Origin of the sequence: Amycolatopsis sp. GA6-003, from assembly GCF_046267895.1 — a bacterium.
GTDB lineage: Bacteria > Actinomycetota > Actinomycetes > Mycobacteriales > Pseudonocardiaceae > Amycolatopsis.
Genome location: NZ_CP176499.1, coordinates 8,338,884 through 8,361,015, shown reverse-complemented (window position 1 = coordinate 8,361,015; position 22,132 = coordinate 8,338,884). Strand labels below are relative to the sequence as shown.

The 22,132-nt window shown below is 70.9% G+C and carries 25 protein-coding genes; 17 read left to right on the top strand and 8 right to left on the bottom strand.

The window, feature by feature from the left end; all coding sequences use genetic code 11:
* Window positions 1–415: 415 nt before the first annotated feature.
* From F9C12_RS37975 to F9C12_RS37965, 3 genes are read right to left on the bottom strand one after another with little or no spacing between them, the layout of a single operon-like run.
* Window positions 416–1,321 carry an amidohydrolase family protein gene (locus tag F9C12_RS37975; protein WP_409463636.1) on the bottom strand — a complete coding sequence of 302 codons (906 nt, stop codon included), beginning with the start codon at window positions 1,319–1,321 and terminating at the stop codon, window positions 416–418.
* A gap of 10 nt (window positions 1,322–1,331) precedes the next feature.
* Window positions 1,332–2,123, bottom strand: coding sequence for a crotonase/enoyl-CoA hydratase family protein (locus F9C12_RS37970; RefSeq protein ID WP_409463635.1), 792 nt, complete (start codon window positions 2,121–2,123; stop codon window positions 1,332–1,334).
* A 15-nt stretch (window positions 2,124–2,138) separates the two neighbouring features.
* On the bottom strand, window positions 2,139–3,683 hold the full coding sequence (locus F9C12_RS37965; RefSeq protein WP_409463634.1) for an acyl-CoA synthetase: 1,545 nt from the start codon (window positions 3,681–3,683) through the stop codon (window positions 2,139–2,141).
* Between the two features lie 286 nt (window positions 3,684–3,969).
* Here F9C12_RS37965 and F9C12_RS37960 point away from each other — a divergent pair, with 286 nt between their 5' ends.
* Both F9C12_RS37960 and F9C12_RS37955 read left to right on the top strand, forming a co-directional pair.
* Complete coding sequence (locus tag F9C12_RS37960) at window positions 3,970–4,704, top strand: IclR family transcriptional regulator (RefSeq protein WP_409463633.1); 735 nt, start codon at window positions 3,970–3,972, stop codon at window positions 4,702–4,704.
* Window positions 4,701–5,327 (top strand): TetR/AcrR family transcriptional regulator, encoded by a 627-nt coding sequence (locus F9C12_RS37955; RefSeq protein ID WP_409463632.1) that lies wholly within the window; start codon window positions 4,701–4,703, stop codon window positions 5,325–5,327. Before F9C12_RS37960 ends, F9C12_RS37955 begins: the two co-directional genes overlap by 4 nt.
* A 229-nt stretch (window positions 5,328–5,556) precedes the next feature.
* Here F9C12_RS37955 and hcaB read toward each other — a convergent pair whose 3' ends face one another.
* The 5 genes from hcaB to F9C12_RS37930 are packed head-to-tail and all read right to left on the bottom strand — an operon-like array spanning window position 5,557 to window position 9,602.
* Window positions 5,557–6,354, bottom strand: a complete 798-nt coding sequence (gene hcaB, locus F9C12_RS37950; protein WP_409463631.1) for a 3-(cis-5,6-dihydroxycyclohexa-1,3-dien-1-yl)propanoate dehydrogenase — start codon at window positions 6,352–6,354, stop codon at window positions 5,557–5,559.
* A gap of 5 nt (window positions 6,355–6,359) precedes the next feature.
* Window positions 6,360–6,737 carry a non-heme iron oxygenase ferredoxin subunit gene (locus F9C12_RS37945; RefSeq protein WP_409463630.1) on the bottom strand — a complete coding sequence of 126 codons (378 nt, stop codon included), beginning with the start codon at window positions 6,735–6,737 and terminating at the stop codon, window positions 6,360–6,362.
* A complete protein-coding gene (locus F9C12_RS37940; protein ID WP_409463629.1) occupies window positions 6,734–7,327 on the bottom strand; it encodes an aromatic-ring-hydroxylating dioxygenase subunit beta in 594 nt (197 codons plus the stop codon). The genes F9C12_RS37945 and F9C12_RS37940 overlap by 4 nt, the downstream gene beginning before the upstream one ends.
* Entirely contained in the window at window positions 7,324–8,694 is a 1,371-nt protein-coding gene (locus F9C12_RS37935; protein ID WP_409463628.1) for an aromatic ring-hydroxylating dioxygenase subunit alpha, read from the bottom strand. The genes F9C12_RS37940 and F9C12_RS37935 overlap by 4 nt, the downstream gene beginning before the upstream one ends.
* The gene (locus F9C12_RS37930; protein WP_409186596.1) at window positions 8,694–9,602 is read right to left on the bottom strand and encodes a VOC family protein; all 909 of its coding nucleotides are present in this window, start codon (window positions 9,600–9,602) and stop codon (window positions 8,694–8,696) included. Before F9C12_RS37930 ends, F9C12_RS37935 begins: the two co-directional genes overlap by 1 nt.
* A 203-nt stretch (window positions 9,603–9,805) precedes the next feature.
* Here F9C12_RS37930 and F9C12_RS37925 point away from each other — a divergent pair, with 203 nt between their 5' ends.
* The 15 genes from F9C12_RS37925 (at window position 9,806) to F9C12_RS37855 (ending at window position 21,991) form a co-directional block, all read left to right on the top strand.
* Window positions 9,806–10,678 (top strand): alpha/beta fold hydrolase, encoded by an 873-nt coding sequence (locus F9C12_RS37925; RefSeq protein WP_409463627.1) that lies wholly within the window; start codon window positions 9,806–9,808, stop codon window positions 10,676–10,678.
* A gap of 58 nt (window positions 10,679–10,736) precedes the next feature.
* Window positions 10,737–11,315 carry an amino acid synthesis family protein gene (locus tag F9C12_RS37920; RefSeq protein ID WP_409186594.1) on the top strand — a complete coding sequence of 193 codons (579 nt, stop codon included), beginning with the start codon at window positions 10,737–10,739 and terminating at the stop codon, window positions 11,313–11,315.
* Window positions 11,312–12,514: an amidohydrolase family protein gene (locus F9C12_RS37915; protein WP_409463626.1), complete on the top strand. Its 1,203-nt coding sequence runs from the start codon at window positions 11,312–11,314 to the stop codon at window positions 12,512–12,514. Before F9C12_RS37920 ends, F9C12_RS37915 begins: the two co-directional genes overlap by 4 nt.
* Before the next feature lie 10 nt (window positions 12,515–12,524).
* Entirely contained in the window at window positions 12,525–12,731 is a 207-nt protein-coding gene (locus tag F9C12_RS37910; RefSeq protein ID WP_409463625.1) for a ferredoxin, read from the top strand.
* Window positions 12,728–13,924: an NAD(P)/FAD-dependent oxidoreductase gene (locus F9C12_RS37905; RefSeq protein WP_409463624.1), complete on the top strand. Its 1,197-nt coding sequence runs from the start codon at window positions 12,728–12,730 to the stop codon at window positions 13,922–13,924. The genes F9C12_RS37910 and F9C12_RS37905 overlap by 4 nt, the downstream gene beginning before the upstream one ends.
* Before the next feature lie 34 nt (window positions 13,925–13,958).
* Entirely contained in the window at window positions 13,959–15,116 is a 1,158-nt protein-coding gene (locus F9C12_RS37900; protein WP_409463623.1) for an alpha/beta hydrolase family protein, read from the top strand.
* Window positions 15,117–15,120: 4 nt separating this feature from the next.
* On the top strand, window positions 15,121–15,372 hold the full coding sequence (locus F9C12_RS37895) for a hypothetical protein (protein WP_409186589.1): 252 nt from the start codon (window positions 15,121–15,123) through the stop codon (window positions 15,370–15,372).
* Window positions 15,369–16,211: a hypothetical protein gene (locus F9C12_RS37890; RefSeq protein ID WP_409186588.1), complete on the top strand. Its 843-nt coding sequence runs from the start codon at window positions 15,369–15,371 to the stop codon at window positions 16,209–16,211. The genes F9C12_RS37895 and F9C12_RS37890 overlap by 4 nt, the downstream gene beginning before the upstream one ends.
* 38 nt (window positions 16,212–16,249) lie before the next feature.
* Entirely contained in the window at window positions 16,250–17,290 is a 1,041-nt protein-coding gene (locus F9C12_RS37885) for a dihydrodipicolinate synthase family protein (protein WP_409463622.1), read from the top strand.
* Window positions 17,291–17,294: 4 nt separating this feature from the next.
* Window positions 17,295–18,611: an aromatic ring-hydroxylating oxygenase subunit alpha gene (locus F9C12_RS37880; RefSeq protein ID WP_409463621.1), complete on the top strand. Its 1,317-nt coding sequence runs from the start codon at window positions 17,295–17,297 to the stop codon at window positions 18,609–18,611.
* The gene (locus F9C12_RS37875) at window positions 18,611–19,144 is read left to right on the top strand and encodes a 3-phenylpropionate/cinnamic acid dioxygenase subunit beta (RefSeq protein WP_409186585.1); all 534 of its coding nucleotides are present in this window, start codon (window positions 18,611–18,613) and stop codon (window positions 19,142–19,144) included. Before F9C12_RS37880 ends, F9C12_RS37875 begins: the two co-directional genes overlap by 1 nt.
* A 13-nt stretch (window positions 19,145–19,157) precedes the next feature.
* Window positions 19,158–19,427 carry a hypothetical protein gene (locus tag F9C12_RS37870; RefSeq protein WP_409186584.1) on the top strand — a complete coding sequence of 90 codons (270 nt, stop codon included), beginning with the start codon at window positions 19,158–19,160 and terminating at the stop codon, window positions 19,425–19,427.
* Window positions 19,424–20,206: an SDR family NAD(P)-dependent oxidoreductase gene (locus F9C12_RS37865; protein WP_409463620.1), complete on the top strand. Its 783-nt coding sequence runs from the start codon at window positions 19,424–19,426 to the stop codon at window positions 20,204–20,206. The genes F9C12_RS37870 and F9C12_RS37865 overlap by 4 nt, the downstream gene beginning before the upstream one ends.
* A 167-nt stretch (window positions 20,207–20,373) precedes the next feature.
* Window positions 20,374–20,808 carry a MarR family winged helix-turn-helix transcriptional regulator gene (locus F9C12_RS37860; protein WP_409186582.1) on the top strand — a complete coding sequence of 145 codons (435 nt, stop codon included), beginning with the start codon at window positions 20,374–20,376 and terminating at the stop codon, window positions 20,806–20,808.
* Between the two features lie 118 nt (window positions 20,809–20,926).
* Window positions 20,927–21,991, top strand: a complete 1,065-nt coding sequence (locus F9C12_RS37855; RefSeq protein ID WP_409186581.1) for a nitrilase-related carbon-nitrogen hydrolase — start codon at window positions 20,927–20,929, stop codon at window positions 21,989–21,991.
* The last annotated feature ends 141 nt before the right edge of the window (window positions 21,992–22,132 follow it).

Below are 22,132 nucleotides of genomic sequence, written 5' to 3'. Positions count from 1 at the left end.
TACATCCCCGGCAGCAAACGCGAACCCGCCGCCACCGACCTGCCCGCCACCCACGGCGTCGTCACCACCCCGCACCCCACCGGCGGCACCCTCGTCACGGTGCCACCGGCGGGGGAACCACTGGGCTTCCTTACCCCGCACCGGAAATCGCCGACGGCAACGCCTGGCAAGCCACCTCCCGCCCCGGCACCGCACCGGTCACCGTGTAGGCGGTCCAGGGCGGACAGCTCTGCCAGCCACCATCAACAGCCGCGACAGCAACACCAGGCAGCCCCGCCCCTCGTCGGCGAAAGCGGCCCGTCGCCACATTCCTGGCTGTCCGGGCGGTTTCCGCGCTCACACCCGCGTGTCGAGGGCCGGGAAAAGAGCCCCCTCAAAGCGCCGGGCGAGTCGAGACCGGGTGCCCTCGATCGGCCTAGCCCTGTCCGGTCGACAGACCGCCGGGCCAGGAGAGGGCGCGCACCGCGTTGTCGCGCAGGACCATGGGCAGAATCTGCTCTTTGACGGGCAGCGTCGCGAAGTCGGCCAGCCAGCGCTCGGGGGTGAGCGCCGGGAAGTCGGACCCGAACAGCACCTTGTCGCGAAGCGGGCCGTTGATGTTCGCGACCAGGGACTCGGGGAAGTACTTCGGCGACCAGCCGGACAGGTCGATGTAGACGTTCGGCTTGTGCTGCGCGACCGCGAGCGCCTCGTCCTGCCAGGGAAAGGAGGGGTGGGCGATGATGATCCGCAGTCGCGGGAAGTCGACCGCGAGGTCGTCGAGACGCATGGGGTTGGAGAACTTGAGCCGCATGCCGCTCCCGCCGGGCTGCCCCCGGCCGACGCCGGTGATTCCACTGTGGAACAGCGCGGTCGCTCCCAGCCCCTCGAGTGTCTCGTAAAGCGGGTAGTACTGCCGGTCGTCGGGGAAGAACTGCTGCTGAGTCGGGTGGAACTTGAAGCCGCGGACGTGGTGCTGCTCGACCAGCCGCCTGGCGATCGCGACGGCCTCGTCGCCGCGGTGCGGGTCGACCGATCCGAACGGCACCACCACGTCCGGGTACTCCAGTGCCACCCGGGCGATTTCCTCGTTGCTCACCGTCTGCCGTCGGCCGCTCGTGGCGAAGTCGTCTACGTCGAACACCACGAAGGCCATCCGGCGCCGTCGATAATCGCGCGCCATCTGTCGCAGGTCGGGAAGCTCGTCGAAGCCGAAAAGCTCGCGCAGCGAGTCTTCGAAAGGCGCTGGCTGTCCGCTCCCCGCCACCGAGCGGAGGACGTGGGTGTGCACGTCGATCGCGACCAGGTCGTCGAACGCGACGGGTGCTGGCGACTCGTCCATGGGAGCGGCCTCAATCCCGGGTGTCGGTGACTTTGGCGGATCGCCCGGCCAGGAAATCGGCCAGCCGTTCCTTCGCCGCGGGATCGCTTTGCGCGATGCCGGCGGCCAGCGACTCCGTCATCAGGCCGACCTCGAGGCCCGCGTCCGCGATCCGGGGAAGGACATGGGTGACGGCGTAGTTCGTCATGGGAGTGTTGCCGGCGACCGCGGCCGCGAGCTCGGCGGCCTTGGCCCCGGCCTCTCCTGGGGGCACGAGGTACTGCGCCAGGCCGATCCGGTGCCCTTCCCCGGCCTCGACGACCCGTCCGGTCAACACCATGTCGGTCACCCGGTGGGCCCCGATCAGGCGCGAAATCCGTGCCGACCCGCCCCCGCCGACGAAGATGCCGCGGGCGCCTTCCGGCAGTGCGAAGAAGGCGGTGGCGTCCGCGACCCGGAGATGGCACGCCGCGGCGAGCTCGAGCCCGCCTCCGATCACGGCGCCCTGCAACGCGGCGATGACCGGAACAGGCGAGAACTGCACCGCGTCCAGACACTCGTGCCACAACCGCGAGTGCAGCATCCCGCCGCGGGCGTCGCGCTCGACCAGCTCCTGAAGGTCGAGCCCGGCGCTGAAGTGCTCTCCCCTGCCCGAAAGCACGACGGATCCCACAGATCCGGGGACGCCGCGCAGGAGCGCGGCGACGCGTCGCAGAATCGAGTCGCTGAGCGCGTTGCGCTTCGGCTCCCGGTCGATCGCGATATGCAGGACGCGGCCGTCCTGGCGGCTTGCGACGAAGTCGACGGTTGCGGTGTTGCCCATGAATGCGTCCTTCTGTCAGGTGGCCGATTCGGCCTGGTATCGGGCGCGCAGCTGGGGTTTCAGCACTTTGCCAGCGGCGTTGCGGGGAAGGCGTTCGACCAGGCGGTAATGCTTGGGCACCTTGTAGTGGGCGATGCGGCCGCGCAGGTGCTCCTCCAGCTCGTCGGCGGTCGCGACGTGCTCGGGCCGCACGACCACGCAGGCCAGGCCTACCTCGCCCCACACCCGGTCGCTGACGCCGATCACCGCGCACTCCGCTACTGCCGGATGCTCGTAGAGCGCGTTCTCCACCTCCGCCGGGGAAATGTTCTCCCCGCCCGAGATGATCATGTCCTTGAGCCGGTCTTTGAGGTAGACGTAGCCGTCGTCGTCGAAGGCTCCGATGTCGCCGGTGCGGAACCAGCCGTCGGGATCGATCGCAGCGGCAGTGGCGTCAGGCAGGTTCCAGTAGCCCCTGGTGACGTTGGGCCCTCTCACGAGCAACTCCCCGCGCTCCCCCGTCGGCACCTCCCGCAGCTGCTCGTCCACTGCCTTCATGTCGACGAAGAAGCTCGGTGCGCCCACGCTCGCCGCCTTCTCGCCGGCCATGCCCGCGCGGAGGAAAGTCGCGCTGGGCGAGACTTCGGTCATGCCGTACCCGGGCTGGAACACGAGGCCGCGCTCGCGGAACTGCTCGGCGAGCGCCGACGGCACCGGCGATCCGCCGCACATGATCGTGCGGAGCGAAGAGAGGTCCGCGCGGGCCCAGCCCGGAGCCTGGGTCAGCGACTGGAGCATCGCCGGCACGCCGAGGAGGGTGGTCACCCGGTGCTCGGCGATCAGGCTGAGCGCCTCTGCCGGGTTCCAGGCGGACATGATGACCGCGGCCCCGCCCTTGAGGAAGGTGGGGAGCAGGTGGTTGTTCAGGCCGGCGGTATGGAACAGCGGCGCGGCGACGAGGCTGACGTCGTCCGTGCGCAGGTCGACGTCCAGCAGCAGGTTGATCGCGTTCCACACCAGGTTGTCGTGGGTGAGCATGACTCCTTTGGGCCGCCCCGACGTCCCGGACGTGTACTGGATCATCGCCACGTCGCCGGGACGCGCCCGGGACTGCGGCACCGGCCCGTCGGCGGAGAGCACCAGCTCCTCGTAGGCCGCCGCGTCGTCGGCGGCCCCGCCCACCCGGACCCGGTGCGCCACGTCCACCCGCGCGAGCACCTCGGCAGCCAGCACGTCGAACTGCTCGTGCCAGACCAGCACTTCCGGGGCGGCGTCGTCCAGGATGAACTCCAGCTCGTCGGCCGAAAGCCGGAAGTTCAGGGGCAGGTACGCCGCGCCCAAGAGGCCGGACGCGAACAGCAGCTCCGGTGCGGCAGGATGGTTCGGCCCCAAGTACGCGACGCGGTCCCCGGCCGACACCCCCGCCGCGGACAGCGCACCGGCCAGCCGCGACGTCCGCTCGTGGACGTCCCGGTAGGTCAGCACGAGCTCGCCGCAGCGGAAGGCGGTCGCCCGGGGAGCGGCGCGGGCCCGGCGCCGCGGCCAAGCGCCCACGCCGTCATGCGCCCTGTCGAGTCCCATGTCCGGTCATCCCTTCCCGAAGTCGCGTCGGTCCCGCAGCATCGCCGAGGCCGGGTCGCTGCGGTTTTCGAGCACGGCGGTTGTTCACCGGGGCCAGCGTGGAACCGCTTCGGCGGGCTCGCACCAAGGTGTTCCGATCAACGGAACCGCGGGGGCTCGGATCCCCTCGCCCGGCGCTCCCGCTCGCCTTCGACCTCGGGAACGCGGGAACCGCGCGCTCCTTGCCAGCTGCGGCCCCGCTCTCTAGAATCACGTTCTAGAGGACGATTCTAGGAGCCGCGTCGCCATGAACAGTGCCACCTTCGAGGGTCTCCAGACGCCGCCTTCTGTGCTGTGGAAGGCGTTCGACGTCTTGGGCGCCTTCAACCACGACCGCCGAGTTCAGACGCTGAGCGAGATCGCGCGCCGGGCCGGCCTCCCGAAGTCGACGACGCATCGAATCCTGCTCATGCTGCAGGAAGTGCGGGCCGTGGAACGGGTCGAGGGCGGGTACGCGATAGGGCTCCGGATGTTTTCGGTCGCTTCGACCTCGGTCGACTCGCGGCTGCGGGAATTGGCGCTCCCGCACCTCGAGCGGTTGCGCCGCCTGACGCGCCAAACTGTGCACCTGGCGGTGCTTCGCGACGGGGACGCCGTCTACTTGGAGAAGCTGCCCAGCCCCGTCGCACCGGCGACTCCCGCGCTCATCGGAGGACGTCTTCCCGCCGCCCGGACCGGCGTGGGAAAAGCTCTGCTCGCGTTCACCGCGGAACCATCGCCCAGCGAGCCGGAGCGGCGCCTCGTCACGGGAGGGCAACGGGCGGCTATCCGGCGCGCCGGCTACGCGACCGATCGCGAGGAAGCAGCACGGGGCCTCGCGTGCGTGGCAGCTCCGGTGCTGGTGGCCAACCGGGCGGTGGCGGCGATATCGGTCGCCTTCGCGGCCCAGCACGGCGACGGATCGGCCTTCGTCAATCCCGTCCGCGAGACCGCGGTCGCGGTGGCGCGGACCGTTGCGAACCTCCCATCATTGATCCCGTGAGCGCCAACAGCCATTCGACGAAGGCACCGTCCGACTCGCGAGAGGCCATCCTCGACGCGGCGGAGCGGCTGATGATGAGGAACGGCTACGACAAGACGTCGATCGCTCGCATCTGCCGGGAGTCCGGGTTCCCGGTGGGTTCGCTCTATCATCATTTCGGCAGCAAGTCCGCGCTTCTCTCCCAGGTGATGGAGCGCGTTTCGCACCGCTTCTTCGCCAGTCTGCCCGCCAGCCCGGGTTCCCGGAGCACCGTCGAGCGGGAGCTGGCCGAGTACTGGGACGCCGTGACCGAAACGATCGTCGGCAGCCTCGGCTACTTCACCCTCTATCTCGAACTGCTCAAGATGAGCTTCGAGGACCCCGATCTCCGGACGCTCATGGACGCGCGCAACCGGTCCTCGTACGAGTCGATCGCGGAGGAACTGCTGCCGTTCGCGCGATCGGCGGGAGTCGCCGACCCGGACGAGGTGGCGGGCCGATTGGGCCGCGTGGTCATGGTCCACACCCTGGGCGCGGTGATGACCTCGGCGGGCAGCGCCGACGCGATCCGCGAGGAGATGGCCGGCATCCGGCAGGTCGTCCGCGACGTGATCATGTCCTCGGGCGCCGGTCAGCCCGGCTGATCCATCGCTGCCCGCTGGCGAGGACAGCGTCGCGATCACGGCCGGGGATCGGCGCCGGCTGCGGCCCGGGCGCGTAGCCAGTGCTGGGCCCGGGACCGCCGGCTGATTTCGGCCTGCCGCACCGAGGTCCGCATCGCCTCCGGCCGGACCCGGAGCCGGGCCGCGATCGGCTCGGCCGGGCCCGCCGGACGGAGCTGGCCCGCGGCGAGGCGGGTCAGCTGCGCGGCCCTCAGCCGCGGACGTCCCGGACGGGGATGCCGAAACTGCTGATGTCCAGCACCGATCCGGTCACCGTCTTCGACTGTGCCGGTGCGGCCAGCAATACGTAGGCGCCCACGTAGTCTTCCGGCGTGGGGGCGAAGCGGAGCGCGGAGCGCTGTTCCATGACCTGGTCAAGGGGAAACGCTTCCCCGATCGAGGTCCGCGAGAGGCCCAGCGATGCCGGGCCGCGCAGATCGGTCTCCATGCCCCCAGGCGCGACCCCGTTGACGCGGACACGGGGGGCCAGCTCATAGGCAAGCTGCTTGACCAACCCGGCCCCCGCATGCTTGGAGGCCACGTAGAGCGCACCGCCGCCGGCGGGATAGAAAGCGGCGTTGGACAGCGTGAGGATGATGGACCCGCCGGTGTCGCGCAGCGCGGCGAGCGCGGCCCGCGCACCCAGCAGGTACCCCTTGACGTTCACGGCGAAAAGTTCGTCGAACCCTGAAGACAGGCTGTCGGTCGAGGACTCCTCGAGCGTGCGGTTGAAGTCCCACAGGCCGGCGTTGCCCACGAAAGTGTCAAGCCGGCCGAAGGCCTCGACCGCGAGTGCGCAGGCGCGCTCGTTGTCCTTGCCGCTGCGAACGTCGCCGGCGAACGTGGCGACCTTTTCGCCGTGCTGGCTGCGCACCTCTCGGAGTTTCTCCTCGGACTTGTCGAAGGCGACTACGTTCGCGCCCTCGGCGACGAAGCGAGTGACGATCGCTCGCCCGAGGCCCGATCCGGCCCCGGTCACGAGGGCCGCCCGGTGGTCGAGCCAACCCATGGCTTTCACTCCTTGGTCAGGTAGGTGTCGGGAAGGGCGACGTAGACGTCGTCGCCGATCGCCGTTGCGGGATGGACCGCCACGGGGGCCGTAGCGGGAGGACCGGACGGGGCGCCCGTTCGGAGGTCGAACCGGGCGAGGTGGAGCGAGCACTCCACGACGCCGTCTCCCGCCCAGCCGTCGGTAAGGGGATAGGACGCGTGCGTGCAGCTGTCGTCGAGGCAGAAGTACTCGCCCTCGGAGGTGAAGACGGCGACCGGGGGCAGCGTGCCCAGGCGCAATCCCTCGTCTTCGAGGACGTCCTGGACGCGACAGGCCCTCCGCCAGGTGCGGCCCTCGTGGGTTTCGAGCTGCTCGGCGAGATCGTCCGGCTTCGCGCTCATAGCATGACGGAGATGCTCGGCGCCAGCAGAGTCGTCTGCTCCAGCACGATCTTGCGCGCGGCGATCAGGAACGGGTGCCCGGTGCTGTCTTCCGCGACGGGGCGCAGAACGTCGAAGCGCTCCCCGATGAACCAGTCCTGATGGCGTTCGAGCCGGCTGCGGTAGACGGAAAAGTTCGACGCGACGCCAAGCGAGTCGTCTTCGTGTCGCGTGACCCGGATGTTGGTGATGAGTCGCCGTGTGCGCGAGGGCGGCTCCTCGGCGAGGGAGACGCCGGAGGTCAAGCGCCGGACGCGACCGCGGAGGAAACCGATGTCGTCGTCGAAGAACGCGGTCTCGTTGCCCGCCGCGACCTCCTTGTCCCGCTCGCGATGGGTCAGCGTGCGGCGCGTCGGCGCCCAGTAGCGGACGTCTTCGGAGAAGAGCGTGATCCACTCGTCGTACCGGTGCTCGTCGAGCAGTTGCGCCTCGGCGAAGAGAAACTGCTCGACTTGGTGCTGGGTTGCCACGTCCACCGGTCGGCGGGAGGCATGGCTGGCGATCGGCGCCCCCGGCCGGTGGCCGGGGGCGTCCGGGCGGGCGGTGGTCATGCTTTCTGCACCTCTCGTGGCAGGGCGGCGGGTTCGCCGGCGCGCCGGGCGGCCTCGCGCTCGCCGATCTCGGCCCAGGTGAGGCCGGACATCAACTCCAGCCATCGCTGGTAGAAGCCGCGGGCGGCCGTCTCGCTGTACACGTCGTTGGACAGCCCTGGAAGCCCGTGGCTGTCGCGCTCTTCATGGCCCAGGCCCATCTGGACGTTGAACGTGGTGGTTCGGGCCTTGTAGCCCCGCAGGACCAGCTGGATCTCGGTCCAGTTCTCGCCGTCGTCGGTCTCGAAGACGCCTGCCGGGCTGAATTGCCGCTGCGCGACGCGCCGGATCAGATCCTTGATGCGGTCGGGGGCGCCTGCCGGCACATAGGTCCATGCCCAGACCTCGATCTGTCCTGGTCCGCGCGGATGCCACACCCGCATCGTCGGGGTGAGCCCGAGCCAGGAGAAGTTCGGGAAAATCGTGTTGTGGGCAAGGACTTTGTCCGGGCGGTCGGCGCCCAGATTGCGGTGGATCTCGTCCTGGTTGGCGGCCAGCCAGTCCCGGTACTCGGGCCCGAAGCTGAACTCGGCGTGCTCGAGATGCGACCTCCAGAAGCCGCCCGAGCCGTGTCCGTTGCCGGCGAACTGCCGCCCGGGCGCCTCGTCGGGAGGGTCGCCCGCGGCCCACGCCCGGGGGTCCTCGCTGAGCGCGATCATCGCCGAGGCGTGGGAGATGGGCACGTGGTACATGTCGCTGGCGAACTGTTCGGAGGCGAACTTCCAGTTGGTGTCGATGACCCACTTGGCGGTGCCGCCGACGAACTCCAGCCCGTCGTCCCACGCGCCCGCGACGGCGTCGAAGTAGTACGCCATGTCGCCCAGGTAGTCCTCGAACTCCGGCACGTCGTCGGACCAGGTGCCGAAGTAGAAGCCCTTGTGCTCGGCGATTCTCGGGACCTTGAGGGCGCCCCACCGGGTCTTGTCGATCTCGTCGCGGTACGCGCGGCTCTCCTTGGGCACGTGGACGAGATTTCCCTCGAGGTCGTAGCCCCAGCCGTGATAGCTGCAGGTGAAGGTCTTGCTCACTCCCTGGTCGCTGCGGCAGATCCGCATCCCGCGGTGCCGGCACTGGTTGAGGAACGCCTTGACCGACCCGTCGCGCTGGCGGACCACCAGCACCGGGTCCTCGCCCATGTAGGTCTGCACGAAGCTGCCGGCCCGGGGCAGCTGGGAACGGTGCGCCAGGAACAGCCACGAGCGGCCGAAGACCAGCTCCAGCTCCTTCTGGTAGATCGCCGGATCGGTGTAGATGACCGGGTTCACGTAGCCGCGGTCCGGCTCGACCAGCTGCTGGAGCCCGCCCGGGACCGCCACGCCGGAGGACATCACCGGCCCCCTTCCGGCGCCGCGAGCCGCCGCGGCTCGGCGTCCGGCGGAGTGAGGTGGTGGCCCCAGACGCTCATCGCGTCGTGATGGGCGACCTTCCAGGTGGCGTCGTCGACGAGCAGCCCGTCGAATCCGTACTCGACGGCGAAGCCCGACGGGGTCTGGACGTAGAACGACGTCATCTTGTCGTTCGAGTGCTCGCCGATGCTCATCTGCACGGGATAGGGGCTGCGCTCGGCGAGGTCGAGGGCCCGGCCCACGTCCTCGAGGGACCGGACTTCCAGCATCAGGTGCCCCAGGCCCGCGGGGACGGAAGGCACCGCTGCGAAAGCGACGGTGTGATGGCGCGGATTGCAATGCAGGAAAATGCCGGCGTCCTCGCCGAAGGCGATGGTGTCGCTGAGCCGGAAGCCCAGCGCCTCCTGGTAGAAGGACGCCGAAGACGCCGGGTCGTCCGCGAAGAAGAACGCGTGCCCGACGCCCAGGTCTCCGCACACGAACCGGACGCCCCGCGGCGAGACGAAAGGCGTCGCGCTGACTTCCTGACCGACGCAGGCTTCGATCGTGTTGCCCGCGTTGTCGGCGAACTTCAGCAGCCGCCGCACTCGTCTGGTCTCGGCGAGCCCCGGGTCTTCGGCCACCGCGATCCCGCGGTCGCCCAGCCGGGCGGCCAGGGCGTCGAGCTCGGCGTCGTTCCTGACCTCGAAGCCGAGCGCGACGAGGGCATCCGGCCCAGGAGCGCCGTCCTCCACCATCAGCCGCGCGGCGCGGTCGTCGGTGCGGAAGATCGCCGTCGACGGGTCCTCGCCCTCGGCCAGTTGCGCGCCGAGCACCTCGGCGCCGAACGTTTTCCACTCTTCTACCGGGCCCCGGACGACCAGGTAGCCCAAGGCGGTGATCTCGCTCATCTGCCTTCTCCTTCGCGGTCGGGGACGAGCCGTCCCCGTGCCGAGGATGTACGGGCGCCCGCCGGGGAGCCGAAGAACGTTCCGGTCGCCGGAACCAGCGGTCAGGCCGAGGCCGGCGCGCCGCCGCGCGAGGGCGGATTCGCGGTTCCGGCGACCGGAACATCCGCTCACCCCGGTCCTCGGATGTCACCCACATTGAGCGCATGACCGTTTCCGAAACCAGCGTCGTCGCCGACCGCTACGCCGACGTTCCGCACTTCCGCGTCCACTACCTCGAGGCGGGCAGCGGCCACCCCCTCGTCCTCCTCCACGGCAGCGGGCCCGGGGCGACCGCCGCGACGAACTTCACGCCCAACATCGCGCCGCTCGCCGCCCGCTTCCGCGTGATCGCGCCCGACATGCCGGGGTGGGGCGAGAGCGACACGCAAACCGACGAGACCGGCCGCGACCATGCCGGGACGCTGATCGCGCTGCTCGACAAGCTCGGCATCGAGAAGGCCGCCCTCGTGGGCAACTCGATGGGCGGGATGACCGCGATCACGGCCGCCGTCCGGTACCCGGACCGGGTTTCCCATCTGGTCACCATGGGCGTCCCCTCGCCTTTCCCGCCGCTCTTCTCCGCGGCCGGCCACTCGGAGGGCCTGGCGATCCTGATGCGGGCCTACCGCGAGCCCACGGCGGAGAACATGAAGCGCCTGGTCCAGGTGATGTGCTTCGACCAGGCGCGGGCCACCGACGAACTCGCCCAGGCCCGCTCGGCTGCCGCGCTGGCGCGTCCGGAGCACCTGGACAGCTGGAACGCCCAGTTCGCCGACGAGGGAACGCTCCCGCCGTACTTCCAGCTCGGCGACGCGGTCTCCCGGGTGACCGCGCCCATGCTGGCCATCCACGGCCGGGACGACCGCGTCGTGCACTACGAGCACAGTCTCCAGCTCGTCACCCGGATCCCCGACAGCCGCCTGGTCCTGCTCAACCGGTGCGGGCACTGGGCGCAGATCGAACACGCCGAGGAGTTCAACAGCTTGGTGACGTGGTTCGTCGGGTCGGAAGAAGCCCGTGCCCGCCCCCGGGCCTGACGCGCGTCCCCGGTCCCACCCCCCGACATCGTCAGCTACCGCGCAGGAGGAACAAGTCGTGAGCACCCTCGTCATCCGCAAGGTCGTCTCCCAGATCGAGGAGACCAGGAGCGCCGCCGGGCGCGGCGACGACGGCGGCCCGCTGCGCAAGGTCGCAGTGTGCGCGGTCGTCGCCAACCCGTTCGCCGGCCGGGGATACGTCGAGGACCTGTCGCCGATCATCAACGCCTCCGGCGAGATCGGCGCCTTCCTGGGCAAGGAGGCGCTTCGGCTGCTCGGAGCCGAAGCCGCGAGCTACGGCAAGGCGGCCTTGGCCGGCACCGCCGGCGAGCAGGAACACGCCAACGCCGCGATCACCTCCGTGTACGGCAACGCGTTCCGCGACGCGATCGGGGGCGGCAAGGCCTGGATCACTTCGGTCACCAAAGTCTCCGCCGGCGACGCGGTGATCGACGTGCCGCTGGCCTACAAAGACGAAATCTGGGTGCGCAGCCACTACGACGCGCTCACCGTGCACGTGCCCGACGCGCCCCGCCCCGACGAGCTGGTCGTGATCGCCGCGGTGACGAACCGAGGCCGGATCAACGCCCGGGTGGGCGGCAAGACCGTCGCCGATGCCGCCGGGGACGCGTCGTGACCGGCAGCATCGCGGTGGTCGGCGCGGGCGTCGTCCTCTCCGGCGACCACACCGCGCCGGTCGTCGACGGCGCCGACACCGTCGTCGCCAAGGACGGGCTGATCACCGCCGTCGGCCGGGCCGGCGATCTCGCCGCCGAGGTCGCCGCGGCCGAGGTCGTGGTCGAGGCCCGGGGCACGACGGTCGCGCCCGGCCTGATCGACTCGCACTGCCACGTCGTGCTCGGCGACTACACGCCGCGGCAGAAGACCGTCGACTTCCTGGCCAGCTATGTGCACGGCGGCATCACCAGCGTCGTCTCGCCCGGCGAGATCCACGCCCAGGGCCGGCCGCACGACGCGACCGGAGTGAAGGCGCTGGCCATCGCCGCCCGGTCCTGCTTCCGGAACTTCCGCCCGGGCGGCATGACCGTGCACGCCGGCTCGGTGGTGCTCGAGCCGAGCCTGACCGAGCCGGACTTCGCCGAGCTCGCGGCCGCCGGCGTGCACCTGGCGAAGTTCGGCTTCGGGCTCTACGCCGACCCCGCCGACGGCTACGACCAGGTCAAGTGGGCCCAGCGGCACGGCATCACGGTCATGTGCCACTCCGGCGGCGCGAGCATCCCGGGCAGCAAGCCGATCACCCCCGAGCATCTGCTCCATCTCGGCCCGGACGTCTGCGGTCACCTCAACGGAGGGCCCACCTCGCTCCCTGACTCCGGGGTCGACCGGATCATCGAGGAGACCGCCATGGCGGTCCAGCTGGTGCAGGCGGGCAACCTGCGTTCCGCCGTGCGCATTCTGCGCAAGTGCGACGCCGAGGGCCGCTTGGACCGGGTCGTCCTCGGCTCCGACACCCCCACCGGCACCGGCGTGATGCCGCTCGGCGTGCTCAAAACCGTGGCCGAGCTCTCCTCCTGGTCGGGCATCGACCCGGCCCGCGTATGGGCCGCCGCCACCGGCAACAACGCCCGCACGTGGGGCCTGCCCGCCGGGTTTGTCCGCGTCGGCGCGGCGGCCGATCTGGTCGTCATGGACGCGCCGTGGGGCTCCACCGCCGACGACGCCGTCGGCGCCCTCGCCATCGGAGACATCCCCGGCATCACCGCCGTGGTCACCGGCGGCGAGCTCCGCGCCCTCACCAGCCGCAACACCCCCCGCGCCGCGCGCCTTGCCGAGGTCGTCCCCGCGATGCCGCACCTCGCCGCGGCCGGTCATTGAGGAGGCCGAGATGTCCTACGCAGTGCTGTTCGAGCCGGAGAAATGCCAGGGCTACGCGAACTGCCTCATCGAGGCGCCCGAAATCTGGGATTTCGACGAGGACGAGAACCGCGCCGTGCTGCGCGTCGCGGGCCCCGGCGACGCGCTCCGCCCCAAGGCGGAGGCGTCGGCCCGCTGCTGCCCCGCGCAGGCGATCCGGATCGAGGAGCCGTCGTGAAGCGCATCGTCGTGGTCGGAGCCTCGCTCGCGGGAGTCAGCGCGGCCGAGGAGCTGCGCCGCCGTGGGTACGACGGCGAGCTGACGCTGGTCGGCGCCGAGCCGGGGCTGCCCTACGACCGGCCGCCGCTCTCCAAAACTGCGCTGGCCAGGATGCTCGCCGGGGACGAGCCGGACGACCTGCTGCTGCGCTCCGCGGACTGGTACGACGAGCACGGGGTCGCCTTGCGCCTCGGCACGCCGGCGAGCGGACTCGACGTCGCCGGGCGCGCCGTGCGGCTCGGGGACGGCAGGCGGGTGCCCTACGACGGACTCGTCGTCGCGACCGGGTCGGCCCCGCGGCCGAGCCCGCTGGCGCGTGCGCTGCCCCCGGCGCACGAGCTGCGGACCGACGCGGACGCCCGGCGGCTCGCCGGAGCCCTTCGCTCCGGCGGCCACCTGGTCGTGGTCGGCGCGGGCTTCGTCGGCATGGAGGTCGCCGCCACGGCCGTCGAGCACGGTCTCGACGTCACCGTCGTCGACGTCGCCCCCGTCCCCATGAGCCGGGTGTTCGGCACGACCCTCGGCGACTGGTTCCGGGACAGGCACGAGAGTCGCGGCGTGCGCGTGCTCTGTTCCTCGGGCGTGGCCCGCGCGGAGACCCGGGGCGAGCGCACCGTCCTCGAACTGGCCGACGGCGAGCGGCTCACCGCGGACACCGTGCTCGTGGGAGTGGGGACCGTCCCGGCCACCGGCTGGCTCGAGGGTTCGGGCCTCGCCCTCGGCGACGGCGTCCGGTGCGAACCGAGCCTGGCCACGGCCGCCCCCGGCGTCGTCGCCGCGGGCGACGTCGCCCGCTGGGAACATCCGCTGCTCGGCGACCTCCGCGTCGAGCACTGGACCAACGCTGTCGAGCAGGGCCGCCACGCGGCCGCCACGCTGCTCGGGGACGCGACGCCGTTCGCGACCGTCCCGATGTTCTGGACCGACCAGCACGACGCGAAGGTGCGGTGCCTCGGCCGCCCCTGCGCCACCGACGACCTGGCCGTCCTCACCCTGACCGCGTCCTCCGTCGTCGCGGTCACCTCCCGCGACGGCGTGGTCCGCGGTGCGGTCTGCGTCAACGCCCCCCGCCAGCTCGCCCGGCTCCGCCAGGCGATCGCCGACCGCCGGCGGGTCGAGGACCTGCTCGCCGACCACGCCGTCGCCTCCTGACCGACCCGCCTCTCCGAGAGCCGAAGGACCCGACATGACCCAGACCGACAACGACGCGAACGCCGAGAACCGGGACGCGCTGTCCGTGATCGAGCTCTTCCCGCAGAACGAGGACTGGTCGCTGCAGACCATGCGGCTGCTGGCCCAGGTGGCTGTCGGCGGCGCCGACCTGTTCGAGTGCGCCCGGACCGCCGCCCGGATCGGCCGCACCACCACCGACGGGGAAGCCTGGCAGGCCGAGTGGAGCCGGACGGCGAAGGAGGTCGCCGCGGCCGGCGAGGCGGCCCTCGAGCGCGGGGAGACCACCACCGCGCGCCGCGCGCTGCAACGCTCCTGCAGCTATTGGCGGCACTCCGAGTTCTTCCTCGGCACGGACGACCCCCGGCGCGAGGAGGCGTACCGGGCCGGCACCGCGAACTTCCAGCGCGCCGCCCAGCTCTCCGGCGGCACTGTCGAGCGGATCCACGTCCCGTTCGAGGGCACCACAATGGACGGGTACGTCGTACGCCCCGACGATTCCGGCGCCGCCCGCCCGACCGTGGTGTTCCTCGGCGGCGCCGACTCCTGGGCCGAGGAGCTCTACTTCCTCGGCGGCACGGAATTCCCGGCGCGCGGGATGAACGTCGTCATGGTCGACACCCCCGGCCGCGGCAGTTCGCTGCGGTTCAAGAACCTCTACAGCCGCCCCGACTACGAGGTGCCGGTCGCGGCGGTGCTGGACCACCTCGCGCGGCGGCCCGACGTGGACTCCGACCGGATCGGCCTGGCCGGCGTCAGCTTCGGCGGCTACTACGCCCCGCGCGCCGCGGCCTTCGAACCGCGGGTCAAGGCGGTCGCCGCCTGGTGCGGCACGTGGAGCATCCTCACCGACTTCTACGAGTTCTACCCGCCGCTCCAGAAACAGCTGCAATGGCTGTCGGGCTCCAAGGACGACGCGGAAGCGCGGGAGAAGCTCGCCGCGTTCACGCTCGACGGCGTCGCCGACCGGATCGACGTCCCGGTCTACGTCATGCACGGCACCGACGACATCATCATGGACGTCAAGGGCGCCCGCCGGTTCGCCGAGGCGCTCACGACCGACGACGTGACCGTCGACATCTACGACGGCGCCGGGTCCTTGCACTGCAGCTACGACTACTTCTCGGTGGCCACCGCGCGGCTCGCGGACTGGTTCGTCCGCAAGCTCGGCTGACGCCGTGTACGAGCTGCACCGGCTGCTCTGGGACGTGCGCCGGCACCCCGGCGTCAAGGACCGCTACCTCGCCGACCCCGACTCGGTGCTCGACGAGTACGGCGTCGGAGGCGAATTCCGCGCATGGATGCGGGACCTCGACTTCAGATCTCTCCACGAGCACGGCATCAACCCCTACCTCCTGTACTTCTGCGCGATCCAGCTCCAGGTGGACCGCACGGAGTACTACGCGCGGATCCGAGGAGAGCTCTCATGACGGGCAACGGCCAGGTCGTCGGCGCCTTCGCCGCCTCGCACTCGCCCGGCATCACCGGCTGGCCCGAGCGGGCCGAGGAGAAAAGCCGGATCGCGGTCGAGTCGGCGTTCGGCGAGGTGCGGCGTCGCATCGAGTCGCTGCGTCCCGACGCCGTCGTCGCGGTGTCGGTGGAGCACTTCACGAACTTCCACCTGGGCAACCTGCCGGCGTTCGCGATCGCCACCGGCGAGGACTACCTCGGCCCGGTGACGCCGGAGATGGCGCGATTCCTCGGCGTGCGGCAGCGGCGCCATCCCGGGGCCGCCGCGCTCGGGCGGCACCTCTACCAGACCGCTCTGGAGTCGGAGTTCGACCCGGCGCTGGTCGAGGGCGGACTGGAATTCGACGAGAACTTCTGCGTCCCGCTCAAGCACCTCGACCCCCAGGCGCGGCTGCCGCTGGCGCCGGTGATCGTCAACGGCGTCAACCCGCCGTGGCCGACGCCGCGGCGCTGCTACGACTTCGGCCGGATGGTCCGGCGGGCCGTGGAGACCCAGACGGAGTTCGAGCGGGTCGTGGTGCTGGCCACCGGCGGGCTCTCCCATTGGGTCGGCCTGCCGGAGTCCGGCGACATCAACGAAAAGTTCGACCGGGACTTCCTGGACCGGCTGGCCGACGGCGACCCCGGCAGGCTGACCGGCTACTCGCGCGACGAAATCGACGCCGCGGGCAACGGCGCCCACGAGATCCGGACCTGGCTGATCGCCGCCGGCGCGGCGGGCACCGGATTCGACGTCCTCGCCTACGAACCGGTGCGCGCCTGGCTCACCGGCACCGCCGTCGCCGCCGCCCGGCTGTGACGGCGACAACCCACCCACTACGAGGAGCACGACACACCATGAGCAACCGTCCCAAGGTCACCGGCCGCGACCTGCGCGGGGTCATGGCCTACCCGCCCACCCCCGCCCTCCCCGGCGCCGAGCGGGTCGACGCCGTCGACACCGTCGACCTCGCCGAGACCGAGCGGATGATCCGCGCCCTGATCTCCGACGGCGTCGACGCGATCGCGCTCAACGGCACTCTCGGCGAGTGCGCGACGCTGACGCTGGACGAGTGGAAGGCCTTCGCCGGCTGCGTCGCGGAAACGGCGAAGTCGGCCGACCCGGACTTCCCGGTCTTCATCGGCGCCACCACCCTCAACACCCGCGACACCGTCGCGCGCATGAAGTTCCTCTCCGGCCTCGGCGTCACCGGGACCCTGCTGGGCCGCCCGATGTGGGGCGAGATGGTCGCGCCGGTCATGGAGCGCTTCTACCGCGACGTCGCCGAGGCAGTGCCGGACCTCGCGATCGTCGTCTACGACAACACCGCCGCCTTCCGCGGCGTCATCCCCCGCCGGGTCTACCAGACCCTCGTCGAGCTGCCCCAGGTCGTCGCCGTCAAGTACGCCGGCGGCGCGTCGGTCGGCTTCCGCTACCACAACGACATGGCCCGCACCGGCACCAGCTTCCCCCTCATGCCGATCGAGACCGACTGGTATCCCGCGTGGGAGATGTACGGCGAGGAGCTCGTCGGCATGGCCTGGTCCTCGACCACCGCGATGGGCCCCGGCCCGGTGCTCGAGCTGCGCGACGCGCTCCAGCAGGGCCGGACGGACGACGCCCGCTGGCTCACCGAGCGCCTGCGCTGGGCGCACGAGCCGTTCCTGGTGGGCCAGGACTTCACGGAGTTCGCGAAGTACAACATCCCGCTGGAGAAGATCCGGGTGAACGGCGCGGGCTACCTCGACGTCGGCAAGTGCCGGCCGCCCTACACCGAGGATCTGGTGCCCGCCGAGCACGTGGCGAGCACGGCCGAGCACGTCGCCCGCTACGACCAGGTCAAGAGCGAGGTCGCGTCCCGGTTCGGCGCCCGCGCCCCGAAGCTGTCCCAGGCGTGACGCGATGAGCAGGCCACCGGACACCGATCCCCTCGCCGCCTGGGTGGACCGGACCCGCGAGGGGATCGGCGAAGGGCGGTTCCCCGCCCGGGCGTTCAACGACCCCGCGGTGCACGCCCTCGAGCAAGAGCGGCTGTTCTCCCGGGCGTGGTGTTTCCTCGCGCACGAAAGCGAAATCCCGGAACCGGGCGACTACGTCACGCGGTACCTCGGCAACAACAACCTCATCGTCGCCCGCGACGAGGAGGGCGCCGTGCACGCGCACCTCAACATGTGCCGCCACCGCGGCAACGTGATGTGCAAAGCCGAGATGGGCAACGCCTCCCACTTCCGGTGCAGCTACCACGGCTGGACCTACAAGAACTCCGGCGAGCTGATCGGGGTGCCCTACCTGAAGGAGGGCTACCAGGAACGGCTGAAGCGCAAGGACTGGGGTCTGGTCCGGGTCAGGGTCGCGTCCTACGAGGGGCTCGTCTTCGGCTGCCTCGCCCCGGACGCGCCCTCGCTCGAGGAGTACCTCGGCGACTTCACGTTCTACCTCGACCTGTATCTCAAGCACGGCTCCGGCGGCGTCGAGGTGCACGGTCCGCCGGACCATTGGACGGCCGAGACGGACTGGAAGATCTGCGCCGAGAACTTCGCCGGCGACGGCTACCACACGCCGGTCGCGCACCAGTGGGGTTTCAACCTCGGGTACTTCCCGTCCTCCGGCTCCACCCACAGCCAGGGCTGGGCGGTCAGCATCCCCGGCCGGGGCCACGGCATCGGGCTGGGCCACAGCCCGGCCTTCCCGCCGTTCGGAGGGTTCCCCGACGACCTGGTCGAGGACATGAAGCGGACTCTCAGCCCCGAGCAGGCCGAGGTCTTCGCCCGCACCCGCACCGCGGTCGGCACGGTCTTCCCCAACCTCTCCTTCCTGATGCAGCCGTTCAGCCTGGTCCCCGGCGAGCCCGGGGTGCGGTTCGTGACCATGCGGCTCTACCACCCCGCGGGCCCGGGCCGGATGGAGATGTACTCGTGGTGCCTGGTGCCCAGGGACGCCAGTCAGGAGTACAAGGACCAGGCCTACCGCGCGTACACGCTGGCGTTCGGGCAGGCGGGAACGTTCGAGCAGGACGACTTCGAGAACTGGACGAAGGTCACCCGGTCCGCGGCGTCCACGATGGTCCGCGACGTCGACTTCCCCTACGTCATGGGGATGGGAAGCGATCCGGACCGGGACTTCCCGGGACCCGGGCACGCCGTCGTCCCCTACGTCAACGACACCAACTTCCGGAACCTGTGGAGCCGCTGGGGCGACTACCTGGCCGGGGAGGCCTGATGACCACGACACCTGCCGGCCAAGCCGGTCGCGTCGACCGGGACACCGCCGGCGAGATCGAGGAGTTCCTGTACCGCGAGGCGCGGGCGCTCGACGAGCGCCGGTTCCGCGACTGGCTGGCGATGCTGGCCGACGACGTCCGCTACGAGGTTCCGGTCCGGGTGACCCGCGAGGGCCTCGCCGAGTGGGAGCTCTCGCCGACGTCGCGGATCTTCGACGACGACCGGGAGACCCTCGAGGTGCGGATCCGCCGCCTGGAGACGGACTTCGCGTGGGCCGAGCAGCCGCCCTCGCGGACCCGGCACTACGTCGCCAACGTGATCGTCGACCCCGGCGAGGTCGCCGGCGAGTACGCCGTGGCCTCGAACTGCTTCGTCTACCGCAGCCGCGGCGACAGTCCCACGCCGAGCCTCTACTCGCTCGACCGCAAGGACATCGTGCGCCGCACGCCGGACGGCTGGCGGCTGGCCCGCCGCTGGGCGGCGTTCGACCAGTCGCTGATCAACGCCCACAACCTGTCCGTCTTCGTCTGACCCGGGAGGCGTCATGCAGATCCCCGAGCCCGTCGTCGAGGAGCCTCCGGCGGGGGACATCCCGGAGTACCCCTCGGCGTCGGCCGACGGCCCGATCGTGGTCGCGAACGAGTTCGTCGACGTCGTCGTGCGACGCGTCGGGACCCGCAACGGGATGCGGCTCGACATCTGGTCACCGCGCCGGGGCACCCGGGTGCTCCTCGACGCGGTCGCCCTCGACTGCCTGAGTTATCAGGAGCCGGGGCTGATCACCGAGCTGCTGGCCCGGCGGCCGGCGCCGTGACCCGGCTGGCCGGACGGTCCGCGCTGGTGGTCGGAGGAGGGTCGGGCATCGGGCGGGCCGCCGCCCTTGCCTACCTGGGCGCCGGCGCCCGCGTCACGGTGGTGGAGCGCTCGGCCGAACTCGCCGCCGCCCTGCGGAAGGAGACCGACGACCGGGTCACCGCGGTCGTGGGCGACGGCACGACGCCCGACGTCCTCGCCGCGGGCGTCGCGTCGGCCGGCGGCGGAGGCGGTCTGGACCACCTGACCTGCTGCGTCGGGGTCTTCGATCACTACGCGTCGCTCCGCCAGCTCGACACCGCGCAGCTGCTCGCCGCGGCCGAGGAGACCTGGCGGCTCAACGTGCTCAGCGCCCTGCTCGCCGCCCACGCCGCCTGGCCGGCTCTCCGCGACACCGGCGGCTCGATCACCCTCACCCTGTCCGAATCGGCGTTCCGCCCGGTCGGAGGCGGCGTCCTCTACGGCAGCTCGAAGTGGGCGCTGCGCGGCGTAGTGCAGCACCTCGCCGCCGATTTCGCCCCTGCCGTACGCGTCAACGGAGTCGCGCCCGGCGGGACGACCGACACCCGTTTCTCCGGTCTGGACGCACTGGGACAGTCCGCTCGCTCAGTCGCCGACAGCGTCGGCCGGGCGGAGCGGATCGCCGCGGGCACCCTGCTGGGGACGGCCCCTACCCCGGCCGACCACGCGGCCGCCTTCCTCCACCTCGCCGACCCCGTCGCGGCCCGCGTCGTCACCGGCCAGGTACTGCTCGTCGACGGCGGCCGGACGCCGTCCTGAGCCGCTGTCCGGCAGAAATGGGCCGACGCCGCATCGGCCGTCGGTGACGCCGCGGCGAGCGCGCCGGGGTTCCGGCGTTCTCTCGCCGCAGCGCGAGGACAGCGCACCCGGCCCGGGCCGGGACCTGGAGAGGTCTGTGCGGGAGGGTGCGCCGGTAATCTGAGCGAGTGACTCGCAACCCTGGCGATGGCGTCGCTCTTCCCCTGGAGGACGGTTTCCACCTCATGCGGCGCGTGCTGCAGGAGCACGCGGCGGAGTGGCAGGCTCGCGTGCCGGAGCTGACCAAGCCCCAGTTCGCGATTCTGAGCGTGATCGCCAGGGATCCGGGCGTCGACCAGGCCACCGCGGGCGAGCGGGCCGCCATCGACAAGTCCACCCTGGCCGCGATGCTGCGCCGGCTGGAGGAGCGCGGCCTGGTCGCCCGCAGCGTCGACCCCCAGGATCGCAGGCGCCAGTTGCTGGAGCTGACCGAGCACGGGACCTCCGCCCTGCACGCGGCCTCGCCGCTGGTCCGGGAGGCCGAGGAGCGGATGCTGTCGCGGTTGTCCGCCTCCGAGCGGCAGCGGTTGTACGCCTTGCTGCGCAAACTCAGCGCCGGGTGACGGCTCTCACTCTGACGGGCGAAGCCCGCGGCCTGGTAATTTAGTTCGTGTACACACTTTCCGTAGACGAACTAACTGGCGGGCCGAGGCCGGCCAGCACAGAAAAGAGGCGGCGATCGTGATCGAGCCGTATCGGGTCACCGGACTGGTGCCGACGTACTGGGCCGTCCATGACAGGTCCGAGATCCGGAAAAATCTGGACCACATCGAAGAATTGAGCCACACCGCACTGTGGCTGTCCGGTTTGGACATTCCGGTGCGGCTGCTGGCCGTCCCCGAAGGCGCTCTCCAGGGGTTCACCGACGAGATCGAGGACGTCGACCACTCCGACTACGCCCGCCACTGCGCGATCGACATCCCGGGCCCGGAGACCGACCGCCTCGGCGCGCTCGCCCGCAAGCACCAGGTTTACGTGATGGCACAAGCCAAAGCACGGCACCCGGACTGGAAAAACCTGTTCTTCAACGTCGCCTTCCTCATCGACCCCGACGGCGAAATCCTGCTCAAGCACCACAAACTGAACTCGTTGCTGCCCTCGGAACGGTCGGTCTCCCCGCACGACATCCTCGACTGGTGGATCGACAAGCACGGGCGCACGCTCGACGCCTTCTGGCCGGTCGCCGACACCAAGATCGGCCGCATCGGCGCCATGATCGCCATGGAGGGCAATTTCCCGGAGAACGGCCGCGGCCTGGCCCTCAACGGCGCCGAGGTGGTCTACCGCCCGTCGCTGCCGTCCGCGTTCACCGCCAACGACGTCTTCGAGATTTCCAACCGGGCCCGCGCGCTGGAGAACAACTTCTACGTGGTGGCGCCGAACATCGGCGGCGGCTGGAACTCGGGCAGCACGGCGGCCGTCGACACCGGCGGCGGCCGGTCGATGATCGTGGACTACCAGGGAGCGGTCGTCGGCAAACAGTTCGACACCAACGGTTCCGCCTACGTGTCCGGCGTGATCGACATCGAGGCGCTTCGCCACCACCGCTCGGCGGCGTCGGTGACCAACTGGCTCAAAGACGTGCGCACCGAACTCGCGCAGATCGCCTACGAACAGCCGATCTACCCGAAAAACCGTTATCTGGAGCGGATTCCGGGCAACCACGCCGAGTTCCGCACGCAGGTCCTCGAGCGGCAGATCGCCCTCATGCAGGAGCGTGGCGTCTACCAGCGACCGTCCCGGTAGCCCGACCGCGCCGACTCCCCGGCGCCCGGCCGCGGGAAGGTTCCCCGGAACGGCGCGGCACGGGCGTCGAGGACCGGCTGCTCGGACGTGGCGCCCGCGGTTCGGGCGCCACGTCCGTCCGGAACGCGGGAAAACCGCGCC

Bases quoted from the DNA above. Each gene is read 5' to 3' on its own strand.
- F9C12_RS37975 (WP_409463636.1), bottom strand. From the start codon at position 1,321: ATGGACGAGTCGCCAGCACCCGTCGCGTTCGACGACCTGGTCGCGATC.
- F9C12_RS37970 (WP_409463635.1), bottom strand. From the start codon at position 2,123: ATGGGCAACACCGCAACCGTCGACTTCGTCGCAAGCCGCCAGGACGGC.
- F9C12_RS37965 (WP_409463634.1), bottom strand. From the start codon at position 3,683: ATGGGACTCGACAGGGCGCATGACGGCGTGGGCGCTTGGCCGCGGCGC.
- F9C12_RS37960 (WP_409463633.1), top strand. From the start codon at position 3,970: ATGAACAGTGCCACCTTCGAGGGTCTCCAGACGCCGCCTTCTGTGCTG.
- hcaB (WP_409463631.1), bottom strand. From the start codon at position 6,354: ATGGGTTGGCTCGACCACCGGGCGGCCCTCGTGACCGGGGCCGGATCG.
- F9C12_RS37945 (WP_409463630.1), bottom strand. From the start codon at position 6,737: ATGAGCGCGAAGCCGGACGATCTCGCCGAGCAGCTCGAAACCCACGAG.
- F9C12_RS37940 (WP_409463629.1), bottom strand. From the start codon at position 7,327: ATGACCACCGCCCGCCCGGACGCCCCCGGCCACCGGCCGGGGGCGCCG.
- F9C12_RS37935 (WP_409463628.1), bottom strand. From the start codon at position 8,694: ATGTCCTCCGGCGTGGCGGTCCCGGGCGGGCTCCAGCAGCTGGTCGAG.
- F9C12_RS37930 (WP_409186596.1), bottom strand. From the start codon at position 9,602: ATGAGCGAGATCACCGCCTTGGGCTACCTGGTCGTCCGGGGCCCGGTA.
- F9C12_RS37925 (WP_409463627.1), top strand. From the start codon at position 9,806: ATGACCGTTTCCGAAACCAGCGTCGTCGCCGACCGCTACGCCGACGTT.
- F9C12_RS37910 (WP_409463625.1), top strand. From the start codon at position 12,525: ATGTCCTACGCAGTGCTGTTCGAGCCGGAGAAATGCCAGGGCTACGCG.
- F9C12_RS37900 (WP_409463623.1), top strand. From the start codon at position 13,959: ATGACCCAGACCGACAACGACGCGAACGCCGAGAACCGGGACGCGCTG.
- F9C12_RS37890 (WP_409186588.1), top strand. From the start codon at position 15,369: ATGACGGGCAACGGCCAGGTCGTCGGCGCCTTCGCCGCCTCGCACTCG.
- F9C12_RS37885 (WP_409463622.1), top strand. From the start codon at position 16,250: ATGAGCAACCGTCCCAAGGTCACCGGCCGCGACCTGCGCGGGGTCATG.
- F9C12_RS37880 (WP_409463621.1), top strand. From the start codon at position 17,295: ATGAGCAGGCCACCGGACACCGATCCCCTCGCCGCCTGGGTGGACCGG.
- F9C12_RS37875 (WP_409186585.1), top strand. From the start codon at position 18,611: ATGACCACGACACCTGCCGGCCAAGCCGGTCGCGTCGACCGGGACACC.
- F9C12_RS37870 (WP_409186584.1), top strand. From the start codon at position 19,158: ATGCAGATCCCCGAGCCCGTCGTCGAGGAGCCTCCGGCGGGGGACATC.